This is a genomic window from Dongia sp. agr-C8, assembly GCF_054658695.1.
The window spans coordinates 894,526-909,784 of record NZ_BAAGHZ010000002.1 but is presented as its reverse complement, the minus strand read 5'-3'; the positions used below and the strand labels follow the sequence as shown (position 1 = coordinate 909,784).

The 15,259-nt window shown below is 67.4% G+C and carries 13 protein-coding genes and 1 other RNA gene; all 14 read left to right on the top strand.

The window, feature by feature from the left end; translation table 11 throughout:
• Positions 1-19 precede the first annotated feature (19 nt).
• On the top strand, positions 20-901 hold the full coding sequence (locus ACYQ4T_RS11820; protein WP_459854098.1) for a DMT family transporter: 882 nt from the start codon (positions 20-22) through the stop codon (positions 899-901).
• A 3-nt stretch (positions 902-904) separates the two neighbouring features.
• Complete coding sequence (locus ACYQ4T_RS11815; protein WP_459854095.1) at positions 905-1,609, top strand: N-acetylmuramoyl-L-alanine amidase; 705 nt, start codon at positions 905-907, stop codon at positions 1,607-1,609.
• 11 nt (positions 1,610-1,620) lie between these two features.
• Positions 1,621-2,016, top strand: an RNA gene (rnpB, locus tag ACYQ4T_RS11810) — RNase P RNA component class A.
• 377 nt (positions 2,017-2,393) lie between these two features.
• On the top strand, positions 2,394-2,852 hold the full coding sequence (gene mraZ, locus ACYQ4T_RS11805; protein WP_459854093.1) for a division/cell wall cluster transcriptional repressor MraZ: 459 nt from the start codon (positions 2,394-2,396) through the stop codon (positions 2,850-2,852).
• Positions 2,849-3,799 carry a 16S rRNA (cytosine(1402)-N(4))-methyltransferase RsmH gene (gene rsmH, locus ACYQ4T_RS11800; RefSeq protein WP_459854091.1) on the top strand — a complete coding sequence of 317 codons (951 nt, stop codon included), beginning with the start codon at positions 2,849-2,851 and terminating at the stop codon, positions 3,797-3,799. The genes mraZ and rsmH overlap by 4 nt, the downstream gene beginning before the upstream one ends.
• Positions 3,796-4,320, top strand: coding sequence for a cell division protein FtsL (gene ftsL / locus ACYQ4T_RS11795; protein ID WP_459854088.1), 525 nt, complete (start codon positions 3,796-3,798; stop codon positions 4,318-4,320). The genes rsmH and ftsL overlap by 4 nt, the downstream gene beginning before the upstream one ends.
• The gene (locus ACYQ4T_RS11790) at positions 4,317-6,188 is read left to right on the top strand and encodes a peptidoglycan D,D-transpeptidase FtsI family protein (protein ID WP_459854085.1); all 1,872 of its coding nucleotides are present in this window, start codon (positions 4,317-4,319) and stop codon (positions 6,186-6,188) included. The genes ftsL and ACYQ4T_RS11790 overlap by 4 nt, the downstream gene beginning before the upstream one ends.
• Positions 6,175-7,674: a UDP-N-acetylmuramoyl-L-alanyl-D-glutamate--2,6-diaminopimelate ligase gene (locus ACYQ4T_RS11785; protein ID WP_459854083.1), complete on the top strand. Its 1,500-nt coding sequence runs from the start codon at positions 6,175-6,177 to the stop codon at positions 7,672-7,674. The genes ACYQ4T_RS11790 and ACYQ4T_RS11785 overlap by 14 nt, the downstream gene beginning before the upstream one ends.
• A complete protein-coding gene (locus tag ACYQ4T_RS11780) occupies positions 7,671-9,107 on the top strand; it encodes a UDP-N-acetylmuramoylalanyl-D-glutamyl-2,6-diaminopimelate--D-alanyl-D-alanine ligase (protein WP_459854080.1) in 1,437 nt (478 codons plus the stop codon). The genes ACYQ4T_RS11785 and ACYQ4T_RS11780 overlap by 4 nt, the downstream gene beginning before the upstream one ends.
• Positions 9,108-9,123: 16 nt before the next feature.
• Positions 9,124-10,212 (top strand): phospho-N-acetylmuramoyl-pentapeptide-transferase, encoded by a 1,089-nt coding sequence (mraY, locus tag ACYQ4T_RS11775; RefSeq protein WP_459854078.1) that lies wholly within the window; start codon positions 9,124-9,126, stop codon positions 10,210-10,212.
• A 2-nt stretch (positions 10,213-10,214) separates the two neighbouring features.
• Positions 10,215-11,606 carry a UDP-N-acetylmuramoyl-L-alanine--D-glutamate ligase gene (murD, locus tag ACYQ4T_RS11770; RefSeq protein ID WP_459854076.1) on the top strand — a complete coding sequence of 464 codons (1,392 nt, stop codon included), beginning with the start codon at positions 10,215-10,217 and terminating at the stop codon, positions 11,604-11,606.
• Entirely contained in the window at positions 11,603-12,730 is a 1,128-nt protein-coding gene (locus ACYQ4T_RS11765; RefSeq protein WP_459854073.1) for an FtsW/RodA/SpoVE family cell cycle protein, read from the top strand. Before murD ends, ACYQ4T_RS11765 begins: the two co-directional genes overlap by 4 nt.
• On the top strand, positions 12,727-13,821 hold the full coding sequence (murG, locus tag ACYQ4T_RS11760) for an undecaprenyldiphospho-muramoylpentapeptide beta-N-acetylglucosaminyltransferase (RefSeq protein ID WP_459854071.1): 1,095 nt from the start codon (positions 12,727-12,729) through the stop codon (positions 13,819-13,821). Before ACYQ4T_RS11765 ends, murG begins: the two co-directional genes overlap by 4 nt.
• On the top strand, positions 13,821-15,254 hold the full coding sequence (gene murC, locus ACYQ4T_RS11755; protein WP_459854069.1) for a UDP-N-acetylmuramate--L-alanine ligase: 1,434 nt from the start codon (positions 13,821-13,823) through the stop codon (positions 15,252-15,254). The genes murG and murC overlap by 1 nt, the downstream gene beginning before the upstream one ends.
• The last annotated feature ends 5 nt before the right edge of the window (positions 15,255-15,259 follow it).

The following is a 15,259-nucleotide window of genomic DNA, read 5'->3' as shown; positions in this document are numbered from 1 at the left end:
ACCTGCTAGGCTCGATTCCATGAAATTGCGCGATCTTGCCTGGATGCTCCTGATCCAGCTGATCTGGGGCGTCAACTTCGTCGTGGTGAAGCTCGGCCTCGACCACATGCCGCCGCTCTTCTTCGTGGCGCTGCGGTTCAGCCTCGCGGCGCTCATCCTGGTGCCCTTCTCGGGCCTGCCGCGGGCGCATCTGAAGCGGGTGATCCCGCTCTCCTTCACGCTCGGCGTCATGCATTTCACCTTGATCTACACCGGCATGCATTACCTCGATGCCGCGACCACGGCGATCGCGGTGCAGCTGCAGGTGCCGTTCGCGGCGATCCTGGCGGCAATCTTCTTCAAGGAGACGCTGCATTGGCGGCGCATCACCGGCATGGTGATCGCCTTCGCCGGCATCGTCACGATCGCGGGGCAGCCGCAATTCCTCGCGCATCCCTGGCCGCTTGCTTCGGTGATCGCGGCCGCCCTGGTCTGGTCGATTGCCAACATGCAGGTGAAGGCCCTGGGCGACGAGATCGATGCGGTGCAGTTGAACGGCTGGATCGCGATCCTGGCCGCGCCGCAATTGCTCGTCGTCTCCTATGCGCTCGAAGGCGATCGCTGGCCCGGCCTCGCCGAGATCGGCTGGGGCGGTGCCTTCGCGCTGGCCTATCAGGCGGTGATCGTGGCCGCCTTCAGCTATTGGATCTGGTACAATCTGATGCGGCGCTATCCGGTCAACCTGGTCATGCCCTTCATGCTGCTGCAACCCTTGATCGGCGCCGCCTCCGGCGTGGTGTTCCGCGATGAGGTCATCACCCTGCCGATGGTGATCGGTGGCATTGGTATCCTGATCGGCGTCGCGATCATCATCATCCGCCGCCCGGCCGTGATTGCCCCTTCGACGAAGACGGGTATCTAGCCCATGAGCATCGTCGAGCTCCCGTCGCCCAACTACAACCACCGCAACGCGCCCATCGACATCCTGCTGCTGCATTACACCGGCATGCAGAGTGCGCAGGCGGCGCTCGACCGGCTCTGCGATCCCAGCGCCAAGGTCAGCGCGCATTACGTCGTCGATGAGGACGGCACGACCTATCGGCTGGTCGAGGAGGAGTTCCGCGCCTGGCATGCCGGGGCGGCCTACTGGGGCGGGACCAAGGACATCAACGCGCATGCGATCGGGATCGAGATCGTCAATCCCGGGCACGAGTTCGGCTATCGCGCCTTTCCGATGCGGCAGATGGAAGCGGTGCTCGACCTCGCCAAGGACATCGTCGCACGGCACAGCATCGCGCCTTCGCGCGTGCTCGGCCATTCCGACGTGGCGCCGTTGCGCAAGGAAGATCCCGGCGAACTGTTCGACTGGCATTATCTCGCCGAGAACGGCGTCGGGCTCTGGCCAACCCCGAAGCCCTGCGCCTGGAGCGATGCCGAGTTCCTGCTGAAGCTCGGCGAATACGGCTACGATCTCGAAGGGCCGAAGGACGCCGAGCCCGCCAAGGTGCGGCATGCGGCGGTGATGGCCTTCTCGCGGCACTTCCGACCGGCACGTTTGGTGTCGCTGCCGGATCCCGAGCTCAAGGCGGTGCTGAACGGCCTCATTGACTTGGGCCGGCCACAGGCCTAACTCACCCCTCGCCAGATGACCGGATGGCCGCTGCTCTCTTCGGAGAGTGGAGGAAAGTCCGGGCTCCATGGAAGAACGGCGCCGGTTAACGGCCGGCGGGCGCGAGCCCAGGGAAAGTGCCACAGAGAAGAGACCGCCGGTCACACGGGTTCGCCCCGTTCATCGGCAAGGGTGAAACGGTGCGGTAAGAGCGCACCGCGCGGCCGGCAACGGACGCGGCACGGCAAACCCCGCCGGGAGCAAGACTGCATAGGAGGATGGAGCCGGGGCAACTCGGCTCGGGCGGCTTCCGCGCCAGATCCTCGGGTAGGTCGCGTGAGGCGGTCGGCAACGACCGTCCCAGAGGAATGGCCATCCAGGGGCCGCAAGGCCCCGGACAGAACCCGGCTTATAGGTCATCTGGCGCTTCTCCCCGCGCCGAAGCGGAACCTACGGGGAACATCCCAAGCCCTTGAACCACCGCGATTCAAGGCGCTGATCCAATTCCACTTTAAGGACGCTTCATAAGCAATTGATTCGGTTGACTCTCGTTTGCGCTGCATTGCGCAAAAATCGGAAAAACCCAAGATTTTCCATAGAGTTACGGCCAATTCCCATTGACGCCCATATGATCCCATGATATCCCATCACCCTACCTGCTATTCCCAGTTCCGACGGGCGGGTCGGTCCTGGATCCCAAGGCATTCCGATGGCGGCGCCGGCCATCAAGGGGCGCGTTCCCTGAAGCCCGACAGTCCCGATCGCGGGGGCAAGGGCGGCAATCCGGAACGTGAGTGCGCGGTCGATGGCTGTGTTCATCGATACCTTCATCAACAAGATCGACCGGAAGGGCCGCGTTTCCGTTCCCGCCCCCTATCGTGCTGCGCTCGCGGGCCAGCTGTTCCAGGGCATCGTTGCTTTCCCGAGCTTCAAGCATCCCGCCATTCAATGCGCCGGTATGGACTGGATGACCGCGTTCACCGAGACGATGAACAAGGTCGACCTCTTCTCCGACGAGCATGACGATCTGACCGCGTCGGTCTTCGCCGACGCCAAGCAACTCGCCTTCGACGGCGAGGGACGAATCATGTTGCCCGAAAGTTTGGCGCAACATGCCGCGATCGGCGAGGCCGCCGCCTTCGTCGGTCGCGGACATACTTTCGAGATCTGGCAGCCCGAGGCGCTCGAGGCCTACAAGGCCGAGGCGCGCAAGCGGGCGCTGGAAAAAGGCCGCACGCTGCCCGGCAATGGCGGTGGCAAATGAGCCAGCTGCACAAGCCGGTCCTGCTCAGGGAAGTGATCGAGGCGCTGCTTCCGGCCGGTCGCAACCATGACGGTGCGATCTTCGTCGATGGCACCTTCGGCGCCGGCGGCTATACCCGCGCCCTGCTCGATGCGGCCAACTGCACGGTCTTCGCGATCGACCGCGATCCCGACGCGATCAAGGGTGCCGCGCCGCTGATCGAGCGCTATGCCGGTCGCCTGCACGTGATCCAGGGCCGGTTCGGCGATCTCGCGCGCCTCATGGCCGAGCGCGGGGTCGATGCGGTCAACGGCATCACCTTCGATTTCGGCGTCTCCTCGATGCAGCTCGACCAGGCGGCGCGGGGCTTCTCCTTCCGCTTCTCCGGTCCGCTCGACATGCGAATGGAGCAGGCGGGTCCCAGCGCCGCCGACCTCGTGAACGCGATGGCGGAGCGGCCGCTCGCCGATTTGATCTTCACCTTCGGCGAGGAGCGCCAGGCCCGCCGCATCGCCCGCGCCATCGTCGCCGCCCGCGATCTGGCGCCGATCGAGACCACCGACCGCCTGGCCGAGATCGTGCGCCGCGCGATCGGCGGCAAGCCGAATCCGAACCAGATCGACCCGGCGACCCGTACCTTCCAAGCCCTGCGCATCGCGGTGAACGACGAATTGGGCGAGATCGATCGCGGCCTCGCCGCGGCCGAGCAGCTGCTGGCGCCCGGTGGCCGGCTGGCGGTGGTGTCGTTCCATTCGCTCGAGGATCGCCGGGTGAAGCAGTTCCTGCGCGATCGCGCGGGTGCTGCGCCGAAGGGTTCGCGGCATCTGCCCGTCGCCCAACAGGACGAGGCGAAGCCGGTGTTCCGCCTGATCGCCGCCGGTGGGATCACCGCCACCGAGGCGGAGCTCGGGGACAATCCGCGGTCGCGCTCGGCGCGGCTGCGCGTCGCGGAAAAGGTGGCGGCATGATCCGGCTGGGCACCTTCGTCTGGCTGGCACTCCTCACCATGATCGGGGTCGGCCTCTACCAGGTCGAGCTCGGCGTGCTCGCCAAGGAATCCGAGCTCCGGCAGATCAACCGCCAGATCGATGCCAACCGCGACGCGACCCATGTGCTGGAAGCGGAGTGGAGCTACCTGAACGACCCGACGCGCCTCGCCGATCTGGCGCGGCGCTACACCGACCTCGCGCCCGCGACGCCGACCCAGATCGCCGGCTTCGACCGGCTGTTGCCGCGCCCGCCCGCGGGCCAGCCCTTCGAGCGCGGCCTGCATGAAGGCGGTGCCGCCGGCGCCGCGGCCTTGCTGGCCAGCATGAAGGGCTCGGAGCCGGATGGCGCCGGGTCGAAGGCCGCGACCGCCGCCACCTTCTCCACCGCGACCGCGTCGGAAGCGGACGAGAAATCGCCGGCCAAGCCGACCGACGAGCAGGCCGAAGCGGATGATGTGATCAACGCCATCCTCGCCGACATGAAGAAGGCGCAGGAATGAAGAACTGGCTCCGACGCAAGCAACGCCCGCAGCCCGGCTTCGACATCCGCCAGCCGCAGCCGGTCATCGACCCGATGGCGATCGAGCCGGAGCTTTCCGGCGTGCAGTCGCGCGTGCTCGAGACCAGCCACAACCGGCTGATGCTGGGCGCCGGCCTGTTCGGCGTCGCCTTCCTGGTGATCACCGTGCGGCTCGCCATGGTGACCTTGCTGCCGCAGGAGCAGGATCCGGCGCTGGCGCACAAGTCCGGCGTCGCGCCGGTCGCCGATCGCGCCGACATCATCGATCGCAACGGCGTCGTGCTCGCGACCTCGCTGACCACCGCTTCGCTGTTCGCCAATCCGTCACAGATCCGCGATCCGGACGACACCGCCGAGCGGCTGAACATGGTGCTGCCGGATCTCAACATCGCCTCGACCGCGGCGAAGCTCGACACCGACAAGACCTTCATCTGGCTGAAGCGCAACCTGACGCCCAAGCAGCAGGATGGCGTGAACCGTCTCGGCATTCCGGGACTTTATTTCCAGATGGAGACCAAGCGCATCTATCCGCAGGGCTCACTGACCTCGCATGTCGTCGGTTTCACCGACGTCGACAGCCGGGGCCTCGCCGGCGTCGAGCGCTCGTTCGACGACCTGCTCTCCGGCGGACAGCGGCCGCTGCAGCTCTCGATCGACATCCGGATCCAGCACATCGTGCACGAGGAAGTGTCGCGTGCGATCGCCGACTTCAACGGCATCGGCGGCGTCGGCATCGTCACCGACATCAAGACCGGCGAGGTGCTTTCGCTGGTTTCGCTGCCGGATTTCGATCCGACCGATCCGGGCAAGGCCGATGCCGACACGCGCTTCAACCGCGCGACGCTCGGCGTGTTCGAGATGGGCTCGGTCTTCAAGATCTTCAACACGGCGATCGCGCTCGATTCCGGCACCTGCCGGATCAGCGACGGCTTCGACGCGACCCATGCGATCAAGATCAGCCGCTTCTCGATCGACGATTTCCACGGCAAGCATCGCTGGCTCTCGGTGCCGGAGATCTTCACCTACTCGTCGAACATCGGCTCGGCCAAGATGGCCGACCTGTTCGGCGCCGAGGTGCAGCAGGCCTATCTCGCCAAGTTCGGCCTGATGGATAAGTCGCCGATCGAGCTGCCCGAAGTCGGCGAGCCGCAATATCCCGCGCCCAAGAACTGGAAGCGCATCAACACGATGACGGTGTCCTACGGCCATGGCATCTCGGTCAGCCCGATGCAGCTGGTCAGCGGCATGGCCGCGACCGTCAACCACGGCCTCATGATTCCGCCGACCTTGCTGAAGCGCTCGCCGAACGAAGTGCCGGCGGGGCATCGCGTCATTTCCGAGAAGGCCTCGACCTCGATCCGCCAGCTGATGCGGCTGGTGACTCTGGTCGGTACCGGCAAGTTCGCCAACACGCCCGGCTACCAGGTCGGCGGCAAGACCGGCACCGCCGACAAGGAGAAGGGCGGGCGCTATTCCGAACATGCCAATCTCGCCTCGTTCCTCGCGGCCTTCCCGATGGACGACCCGCGCTACGCGATCCTGGTCATGGTCGATGAGCCGAAGGGCAACAAGAAGAGCCATGGCTACGCGACCGGCGGCTGGGTCTCGGCACCCGCGGTCGGCTCGATCGTCGAGCGCATGGCGCCGCTGATGGGCATCAGCCCGATGCCGGTGCTGCCGCCGGAAGAAGAGAACCCGCTGGTCGCCCTGGTGCCGGATTACGATTCGCCGGCCTCAAAAAAATCGCATTCGCCTGTAATCCAGGTGAAGGCCACGGACGACGCCGAATCGAAGTCGGCGGCCGCGGAACCGGCGGCTGCTCCCGGAGCTCCACTTGAGGCTGAATGATTTGATCTCCGCGACCGACATCCTGGCGGCCAGCGCCGAAGCACTAAAGGCGAGCGGGCCGCTCGATGTCGAGATCGCCGGCATGACCGCGGATTCCCGCCAGGTCGCGCCGGGATTCCTTTTCGCTGCGTTGCCGGGCACGCAGGTCGACGGCCGGGAATTCGTGCCGGCGGCGATCAAGGCCGGTGCCGCGGCCTTGCTGCTGCCTGAGGGGAGCCGGATCTCGGTGCCGTCGGAAGTCGCGGTGTTGACGGCACCGAATCCGCGCCGTGCCCTGGCGCTGATGGCGGCGCGCTTCGCCGGCGCCCAGCCGAAGATCGTCGTCGCCGTCACCGGCACCAGCGGCAAGACCTCGACCACGGTTTTCGCGCGGCAGCTCTGGTCGTTGCTCGGCCATCGCGCCGGGAGCCTCGGCACGATCGGCGTCTTCGCCCCGGGCTATGAGCGCGGCGAATCCCTGACCACCCCGGACCCGATCGAGCTGCACCGCATCCTGGCCGATCTGGCGCGCGCCGATGTCGATCACCTGGCGATCGAGGCCTCCAGCCACGGCCTCGACCAGTACCGGCTGGACGGCGTGCAGCTGGCCGCCGCCGCCTTCACCAATCTCTCGCGCGACCATCTCGACTATCACCCGACGATGGAAGCCTATCTCGCCGCCAAGCTGCGGCTGTTCGAGGAACTGCTGCCGGCGGGCGCCGCCGCGGTGGTCAACGCGGATATCGAGCCGGCGGCGCGGGTGCGCGAGATCGCCCAGCGGCGCGGCCTGCGGCTGATCAGCTTCGGCAAGAGCGGTAGCGAGATCAAGCTGCTGCAGCAGATCCCGGGCGCCCATGGCCAGACCCTGGAGCTCGATGTGCTGGGCAAGCGGCACACCGTCACCTTCCCGGTGGTCGGCATCTTCCAGGCCGAGAACCTGCTGGCGGCCTTGGGTCTCGTCATCGGCGCCGGCGCCGATGCGGAGAAGGCGGTCGGCATGATCGCCAGCGTCTCCGGCGTCCATGGCCGGATCGAGCATGTGGCGACGACGCCCTCCGGCGCCTCGATCTATGTCGATTACGCGCATAAGCCGGCCGGCCTCGAAGCGGTGCTGACCACCTTGCGGCCGCATGCGGAAGGCCGGCTGTTCGTGCTGTTCGGCTGCGGCGGCGACCGCGATCCCGGCAAGCGGCCGCAGATGGGCGAGATCGCGACCAGGCTCGCCGACCGCGTCATCGTCACCGACGACAACCCGCGCAGCGAGGACCCGGCGAAGATCCGCGCCGCGATCCTGGCCGGCGCGCCCTCCGCCGTGGAAATCGGCGACCGCGCCGAGGCGATCAAGGTTGCGATCGGCGAATTGAAGCAGGGCGACCTGCTGGTGATCGCCGGCAAGGGCCACGAGACCTATCAGATCATCGGCAAGGTGAAGCACCCGTTCGACGACAGCGCCGTCGCGCGCTCGGTCGTCGCAGGCCTGGCCGACAATCCTGGAGGGGCGCAATGAGCGAAACGCGCGCACTCTGGACCTCGGCCGAGATCGCCGCCGCCACCAACGGGCGGGCGGGCAAGCGGTTCAGCGCCAACGGCGTCTCCATCGACAGCCGCAAGATCGCGCAGGGCGATCTCTTTGTCGCCTTGCACGGCCCCAACTTCGACGGCAACGACTTCGTCGCCGGCGCGCTGACCGCGGGTGCGGCGGGCGCGCTGGTCGATCGCCTGCCGGGCAGCATGGCGGCGGATATGCCGGTCGTGGTGGTCGAAGACACGTTGCAGGGCCTGCAGGATCTCGGCGGCGCGGCGCGGTCGCGCACGCCCGCGAAGTTCACGGCGGTCACCGGCAGCGTCGGCAAGACCAGCACCAAGGAAGCGCTGAAAGCGGCGCTCGAGCCGTTCGGCCGCACCTATGCCAGCGTCGGCAACCTGAACAACCATTGGGGTGCGCCGCTGTCCCTGTCGCGCATGCCGCGTGAGACCGAATATGGCGTGTTCGAGCTCGGCATGAACCACGCGGGCGAGATCACGCCGCTGTCGAAGCTGGTGAAGCCGCAGGTCGCGATCATCACCACGGTCGAGGCGGTGCATATCGAATTCTTCCCCTCCGTGGCGGAGATCGCCGACGCCAAGGCCGAGATCATGGACGGCATGGATGCCGACGGCACCGTGATCCTGCCGCGCGACAACCCGCACTACGACCGCCTGGTCGCCCATGCCGAGCGCCGCGGCATCTCGCATATCCTGTCCTTCGGCAGCGATGCCGCCGATGCCAGGCTGATCGACTGCGTGGTCTCGCCGACCGGCAGCCGCGTCACCGCCGAGGTGATGGGCCAGCGGGTGAGTTACGCGCTGGGCCTCCCCGGCCTGCACCAGGCGAAGAACAGCCTCGCGGTGCTGGCCGCGGTGAAGGCGCTCGGTCTCGACGTCGCGACCGCCGCGGCGGCGCTCGGTGGGCTTGCGGCGCTGAAAGGCCGCGGTGCCCGCGAGACGCTGATGCTGGTCTCCGGGCCGATCACCTTGCTCGACGAATCCTACAACGCGAGCCCGGCTTCGGTGCGCGCGGCGCTGTCCCTGCTCGCGGCTTCGCAGCCCGAGGGCAACGGACGACGGATCGCGGTCCTGGGCGACATGCGCGAGCTCGGCGCATCCGGGCCGATGCTGCACCGTGAACTGATGCCGGACATCGTCGCGTCGGGCGTCGAGCACGTCTTCCTGGTCGGGCCGGTCATGCAGGAGCTGCACGCGATCCTGCCGGACAAGATCCGCGCCGGGCATTGGGGGGAATCGACCGAGGTGATCCAGCCGCTGCTGGGCGCGCTGCGTTCCGGCGATGTCGTGCTGGTGAAGGGTTCGCTCGGCACGCGCATGGCGCCGATCGTGGAAGCCTTGCGCGCGGTCGATCAGGCCACCGTCAAGCGGCCCAAAGCCGCCAACGGCGACTGAAGGGGGAGAGTCGCACGTGATCTATAACCTGTTGGCACCACTGGCGGAGGACGGCGGAATCTTCAACCTGTTCCGCTATCTGACCTTCCGCACCGGTGCGGCGATTCTGTTCTCGCTGTTCCTGACCTTGCTGATCGGACCGATGGTGATCCGCGTCCTGAAGCGGTTGCAGCGCGAGGGCCAGCCGATCCGCGACGACGGACCGGCCTCGCATCTCGTCACCAAGAAAGGCACGCCCACCATGGGCGGCCTCATGTTCCTGATCTCGGCAGCGATCACGACTTTGCTCTGGGCCGACCTCACCAACGGCTTCGTCTGGATCGTGCTGCTGGTGACGATCGGCTACGGCATGATCGGCTTTGGCGACGATTTTCTGAAACTGACCAAGCGCAACACCAAGGGCCTGCCCGGCCGCTTCAAGCTGATCGCGCAGGGCCTGATCGGCCTGGTCGCCGCCTATTGCGCGATGCTGCTCACCCCCGCGCCGCTCTCGACCGGCCTCGCGGTGCCGTTCCTGAAAGAGGTGCTGGTGCCGCTCGGCTGGTTCTTCATCCCCTTCGCGGCCTTCGTGATGGTGGGGGCCTCGAACGCGGTGAACCTGACGGATGGCCTGGATGGCCTGGCCATCGTGCCGGTGATGATCGCCGCGGCCTGCTTCTCGCTGATCGCCTACCTCGTCGGCAACGCGGTCTTCGCCGAATACCTGCAGCTCCATTTCGTGCCGCGCACCGGCGAGCTCGCGGTGTTCTGCGGCGCGCTCTGCGGCGCGGGATTGGGCTTCCTCTGGTTCAATGCGCCGCCGGCAATGGTCTTCATGGGCGACACCGGCTCGCTGTCGATGGGCGGCGCCTTGGGCGCCATCAGCGTCATCACCAAGCACGAGCTGGTGCTCGCCATCATCGGCGGCCTGTTCGTGCTGGAGACGGTCTCGGTCGTGGTCCAGGTGGTGAGTTTCAAGACCACCGGCCGCCGCGTCTTCATGATGGCGCCGCTCCACCATCACTTCGAGAAGAAAGGCTGGGCCGAGCCCACCATCGTCATCCGCTTCTGGATCATCGCCGCCGTGCTCGCGCTGATCGGCCTCGCAACGCTCAAGCTGAGGTGACGATGGCCAACCCGATCCGCATCCCCGACGTCGCGAACAAGGTGGTGGCCGTGCTCGGCCTCGCCCGTTCCGGCTTGGCCGCGGTCGAGGCCCTGCACAATTCCGGCGCCATCGTCTGGGCCTGGGACGACGCGGAGAAGGCGCGCGCCAACGTGCCGGAGCCGCTGCTGGCCGATCTGCATCAGGCGGACTGGTCGAAGGCGACGGCGCTGGTGATGAGCCCGGGCATTCCCACCACCTTCCCGAAGCCCAATGCGGTCGCGGCCGCGGCCAAGGCCGCGGGCCTGCCGCTGATCAGCGACATCGAGCTGCTGCACCGCGCCGAGCCGAAGGCCCGGGTCGTCGGCATCACCGGCACCAACGGCAAGTCCACCGTCACGACCCTGCTCGGCCATATCCTGAAGGCGGCCGGCCGCAACGTCGCGGTCGGCGGCAATCTCGGCCAGGCCGTGCTTGGTCTCCCGGCGCTCGGGGGCGGCGGCATCTACGTGCTGGAACTCTCCTCTTATCAGCTGGAGATCACGCCGAGCCCGGTCTCGGACGTGGCGATCCTCTTGAACATCACGCCCGACCATCTCGACCGCCATGGCGGGATGGAAGGCTATGTTGCGGCGAAGAAGCTGATCATGCGGCCCAAGGGCGGCTCCAGCATCGGCATCATCGGCCTCGACGACGCGCCCTGCCGCCAGATGTTCGCGGCGCTGCAGGCCGAGGGCAAGCGGCGCATGATTCCGATCTCCGCCGAACGCGCGGTCGAAGCCGGTGTCTCCGCTGTCGATGGCAAGCTCACCGACGCGATCGCCGGCAAGCCGATCGAGATCCTGGATCTCAACACCGTTGCCCGGCTGCCCGGCCGGCACAATTGGCAGAACGCCGCCGCTTGCTATGCCGCGGCTCGGGCGCTCGGCCTCGGCATCGACGAAGTCGTCGAGGGGATCAAGACCTACCCGGGCCTCGTCCATCGCCAGGAGCTGGTCGCGACCATCGACGGCATCCGCTTCGTCAACGACAGCAAGGCGACCAATGCCGATGCCGCGGCCAAGGCATTGGCGTGCTACGACAACATCTATTGGATCGCCGGCGGCAAGCCGAAGGAAGGCGGGCTGGCCGGCCTCGAGCAATTCTATCCGCGTATCCGTCGCGCCTATCTGATCGGCGAGGCGGCCGCAGCGTTCGGCAAGCAGCTGGGTGGCGCCGTCACGGCGACGCAGAGCGGCACGCTGGACCAGGCCGTCGCCCAGGCCGCCGCGGATGCGAAAAAGGACGCCGCGCAAAGCCCGGTCGTGCTTCTTTCGCCGGCCTGCGCATCCTTCGACCAGTACAACGACTTCGAAGAGCGCGGCGACCATTTCCGCCAGATCGTGGCAACCCTTCAAGCCAAGGGGGCCGCATGATCGGCTTTGCCCGCACCGACCGTTCCGCGCTGGGCCAATGGTGGTGGACCGTCGACCGCTGGACCCTGGCCGCGGTCATCGCGCTGATGTTCGTCGGCGCGATCCTGGTGCTGGCCGCGAGCCCGGCGGTCGCGACCCGCATCGGCCTCGACAGCTTCTACCTGGTGCGCCACCACTACATGATGCTGCCGGCCGCGGCGGCGGTGCTGATCGCGGTCTCGGTGCTGACCCCGCGCCAGGTGCGCCGGGTCGGCGTGGTGTTCTTCTTCTTCTTCCTCGCGCTGACCGCGCTCACCTTGGGCTCCGGCATGGAGATCAAGGGCGCCACGCGCTGGATCTCGGTCGGCCCGCTCTCGATGCAGCCCTCCGAGTTCCTGAAGCCCTGCTTCGCGATCTTCACCGCCTGGATGTTCGCGCTGCAGCGCACCGAAGGGCAGCGCATTCCCGGCAACCTCATCAGCATCGGCGCCTATCTGGTGACCGTCGCGATCCTGATCAAGCAGCCGGATCTCGGCATGACCGTGGTCATCACCGCGACCTGGGCGGCCCAGTTCTTCGTCGCCGGCCTGCCGATCTTCTGGGTGGCGTCGATCGTCGGCGCCGGCGTCGCGGGTCTCGTCGGCGCCTACATGATGCTGCCGCACGTCACCGATCGCGTGAACCAGTTCCTCGATCCCTCCACCGGCGACACCTATCAGATCGACCGCGCGCTCGAAGCCTTCAGCCATGGCGGCCTGGTCGGGCAAGGTCCCGGCGGCGGCACCGTGAAGCTGACGATTCCCGACGCCCATGCCGACTTCGTCTTCGCCGTCGCCGGCGAGGAATTCGGCATGGTGGTCTGCACCCTCATCGTCGGGCTGTTCGCCTTCATCGTGCTCCGCAGCCTGCTGCGCATGCTGGGCGAGACCAACCTCTTCGTCTTGCTGGCGACCACGGGTCTCGTCACCAGCTTCGGCCTGCAGGCCGTGGTCAACATGGCCTCGACCCTGCACCTGATGCCGACGAAAGGTATGACGTTACCGTTCATCTCCTATGGCGGCTCCTCGATCGTGGCGATCGCGCTTGGTGTCGGCATGCTGCTGGCTTTGACCCGCAAACGCTTCCCGGGGAGCCAGGACGTATGACGGCCCGCATCCTCCTCGCAGCCGGCGGCACCGGCGGCCATCTCTTCCCGGCGGAAGCCTTGGCGGGCGCCTTGCTCGGCCGCGGCTTCGCGGTCGATCTGGTGACCGACGAGCGCGGCACCGGCTTCGCCGGCAAGCTGGCGAGCGTGCCGGTGCATCGCATCGCCTCGGGCGGCATCGCCGGCAAGGGCATGGGCGTGCGCGCCCGCAACTATGGCCGCCTGATGCTCGGCTTCCTGCAGTCGCGCGGCCTGCTGAAGCGCCTGAAGCCCTCCGTGGCCGTCGGCTTCGGCGGCTATCCCTCCCTGCCGCCGATCCTCGCCGCGCAATGGGGCAAGATCCGCACCGTGGTGCACGAGCAGAATGCCGTCGCCGGCCGTGCCAACCGCGTGTTGATGAAGCGCGCCAACCGCGTGGCGCTGAGCTTCGAGCACGTGCGCTTCACCGAGCAACTGCCGGCGGCCAAGAAGATCGTCACCGGCAATCCGGTGCGCGCCGCCGTCTCCGAGATCGCAGCTTATGCGGCACCCAGCCCGGGCGGGCCGGTCAACCTGCTCGTCTTCGGCGGCAGCCAGGGCGCGCGGGTGTTCGGGCGCGTGACGCCGCCGGCGATCGCGCTGCTGCCGGAAGAACTCCGCAACCGCCTGAAGCTGGTGCAGCAGGTCCGCCGCGAGGACGTGGAAGACGTGACCAAGGCCTATCGCGACCTGGGCCTCGACGCCGAACTCAGCCCTTTCTTCAAGGACATGCCGGCGCGCTATGAATGGGCGCATCTGGTGGTGTGCCGGTCCGGTGCCTCCTCGGTCGCGGAGATCGAGGCCTGCGGCCGTCCTGCCCTGATGATCCCGCTGCCCCATTCGATCGACGACCACCAGCGCGCCAACGCGCGCTCGCTCAGCGAGAAAGGCGCCGGCTGGGTCCTGGATGAGAATGCGGCCTCGCCGCAGGCCTTGGCGCTGCGCCTCACCGAGATCCTGACCGATCGCGATGGCTTGCAGCGGGCCGCCGACAACGCGCGCGGCCTCGCCCGCACCGACGCCGCCGAGCGGCTGGCGGACGTTGTCGCCAACCTTGCGGGGGAGGCGCGCTGATGCGGGCACTTCCTCTCGATATCGGCGTCATCCACTTCGTCGGGATCGGCGGCATCGGCATGAGCGGCATCGCCGAGACCCTGCACAATCTCGGCTACAAGGTGCGCGGCAGCGATCTCGCCGACTCTTACAATACCAAGCGCCTGCGCGAGCGCGGCGTGCAGATCGAGATCGGCCATCGCGCCGAGAATCTCGCCGACGCGGCGGTCGTGGTCGTGTCCTCGGCGGTGAAGCCCGACAACCCGGAGGTGCTCGCCGCCCGCGCGCGCCTGCTGCCGGTGGTGCGCCGCGCCGAGATGCTGGGCGAGCTGATGCGCTTGAAGTGGTCGATTGCGATCGGCGGCACCCACGGCAAGACCACGACCACCTCGCTGGTCGGTGCCTTGCTGGAGGCCGGGGGCTTCGACCCGACCATCATCAACGGCGGCATCATCAACAACTACGGCACCAACGCGCGCCTCGGCGCCGGCGACTGGATGGTGGTCGAGGCCGATGAGAGCGACGGCAGTTTCATGAAACTGCCGGCGACCATCGCCATCGTCACCAACATGGACCCGGAACATCTCGACTATTACGGCTCGGTCGAGGCGATGAACCGCGCCTACGAGACCTTCGTCGAGAACATCCCGTTCTACGGCTTCGCCGCGCTTTGCATCGACCATCCGGTGGTGCAGGCGATGATCCCGCGCCTCATCGACCGGCGCATCGTCACCTATGGCTTCTCGCCCCAGGCCGACGTGCGCGCGATCGACCTCACCATGCATCCCGACGGTTCGCAGTTCACCGTGGTCATCAACGACCGCTACAAGAACGTCCAGCGCGAAATCGCCGGCGTGAAGCTGCCGATGGTCGGCAAGCACAACGTCCAGAACAGCCTCGCCGCGATCGCCGTCGCCAACGAGATGGGTGTTTCCGACGACACCATCCGCAACGGCTTTGCCGGCTTCGGCGGCGTCAAGCGCCGCTTCACCAAGACCGGCGAGGCGCGCGGCGTCACCGTGATCGACGACTACGGCCATCACCCGGTCGAGATCGCCGCGGTGCTGACCGCGGCGCGCCAGGCCAGCCGCGGCCGGGTCATCGCCGTGGTGCAGCCGCACCGCTACACGCGGCTGCATTCGCTGTTCGACGGTTTCGCGACCTGCTTCAACGATGCCGACGTCGTGCTGGTGGCCGATGTCTATTCGGCCGGCGAGCAGCCGATCGAAGGCGTCAACGCCGAGGCGCTGGTGCAGGGCATGCGCGAGCGCGGCCATCGCCATGTCGAGTACATGCCCGATCCCAAGGGTCTCGCGCAGCAGATCGCGCCGCTGGTGCGGCCCGGCGACCTGGTGGTCTGCCTCGGTGCCGGCTCGATCACCTACTGGGCGCAGTCTTTGCCGAGCGAGCTCGAGGCGGTGTTCGCCCGCCAGGCTCCCGGAGCGGCGGAATGAGGGCC

Excerpts from the sequence above, each read along its gene's own strand:
- ACYQ4T_RS11820 (WP_459854098.1), top strand. The coding sequence starts at position 20 with ATGAAATTGCGCGATCTTGCCTGGATGCTCCTGATCCAGCTGATCTGG.
- ACYQ4T_RS11815 (WP_459854095.1), top strand. The coding sequence starts at position 905 with ATGAGCATCGTCGAGCTCCCGTCGCCCAACTACAACCACCGCAACGCG.
- mraZ (WP_459854093.1), top strand. The coding sequence starts at position 2,394 with ATGGCTGTGTTCATCGATACCTTCATCAACAAGATCGACCGGAAGGGC.
- rsmH (WP_459854091.1), top strand. The coding sequence starts at position 2,849 with ATGAGCCAGCTGCACAAGCCGGTCCTGCTCAGGGAAGTGATCGAGGCG.
- ftsL (WP_459854088.1), top strand. The coding sequence starts at position 3,796 with ATGATCCGGCTGGGCACCTTCGTCTGGCTGGCACTCCTCACCATGATC.
- ACYQ4T_RS11790 (WP_459854085.1), top strand. The coding sequence starts at position 4,317 with ATGAAGAACTGGCTCCGACGCAAGCAACGCCCGCAGCCCGGCTTCGAC.
- ACYQ4T_RS11780 (WP_459854080.1), top strand. The coding sequence starts at position 7,671 with ATGAGCGAAACGCGCGCACTCTGGACCTCGGCCGAGATCGCCGCCGCC.
- murD (WP_459854076.1), top strand. The coding sequence starts at position 10,215 with ATGGCCAACCCGATCCGCATCCCCGACGTCGCGAACAAGGTGGTGGCC.
- ACYQ4T_RS11765 (WP_459854073.1), top strand. The coding sequence starts at position 11,603 with ATGATCGGCTTTGCCCGCACCGACCGTTCCGCGCTGGGCCAATGGTGG.
- murG (WP_459854071.1), top strand. The coding sequence starts at position 12,727 with ATGACGGCCCGCATCCTCCTCGCAGCCGGCGGCACCGGCGGCCATCTC.
- murC (WP_459854069.1), top strand. The coding sequence starts at position 13,821 with ATGCGGGCACTTCCTCTCGATATCGGCGTCATCCACTTCGTCGGGATC.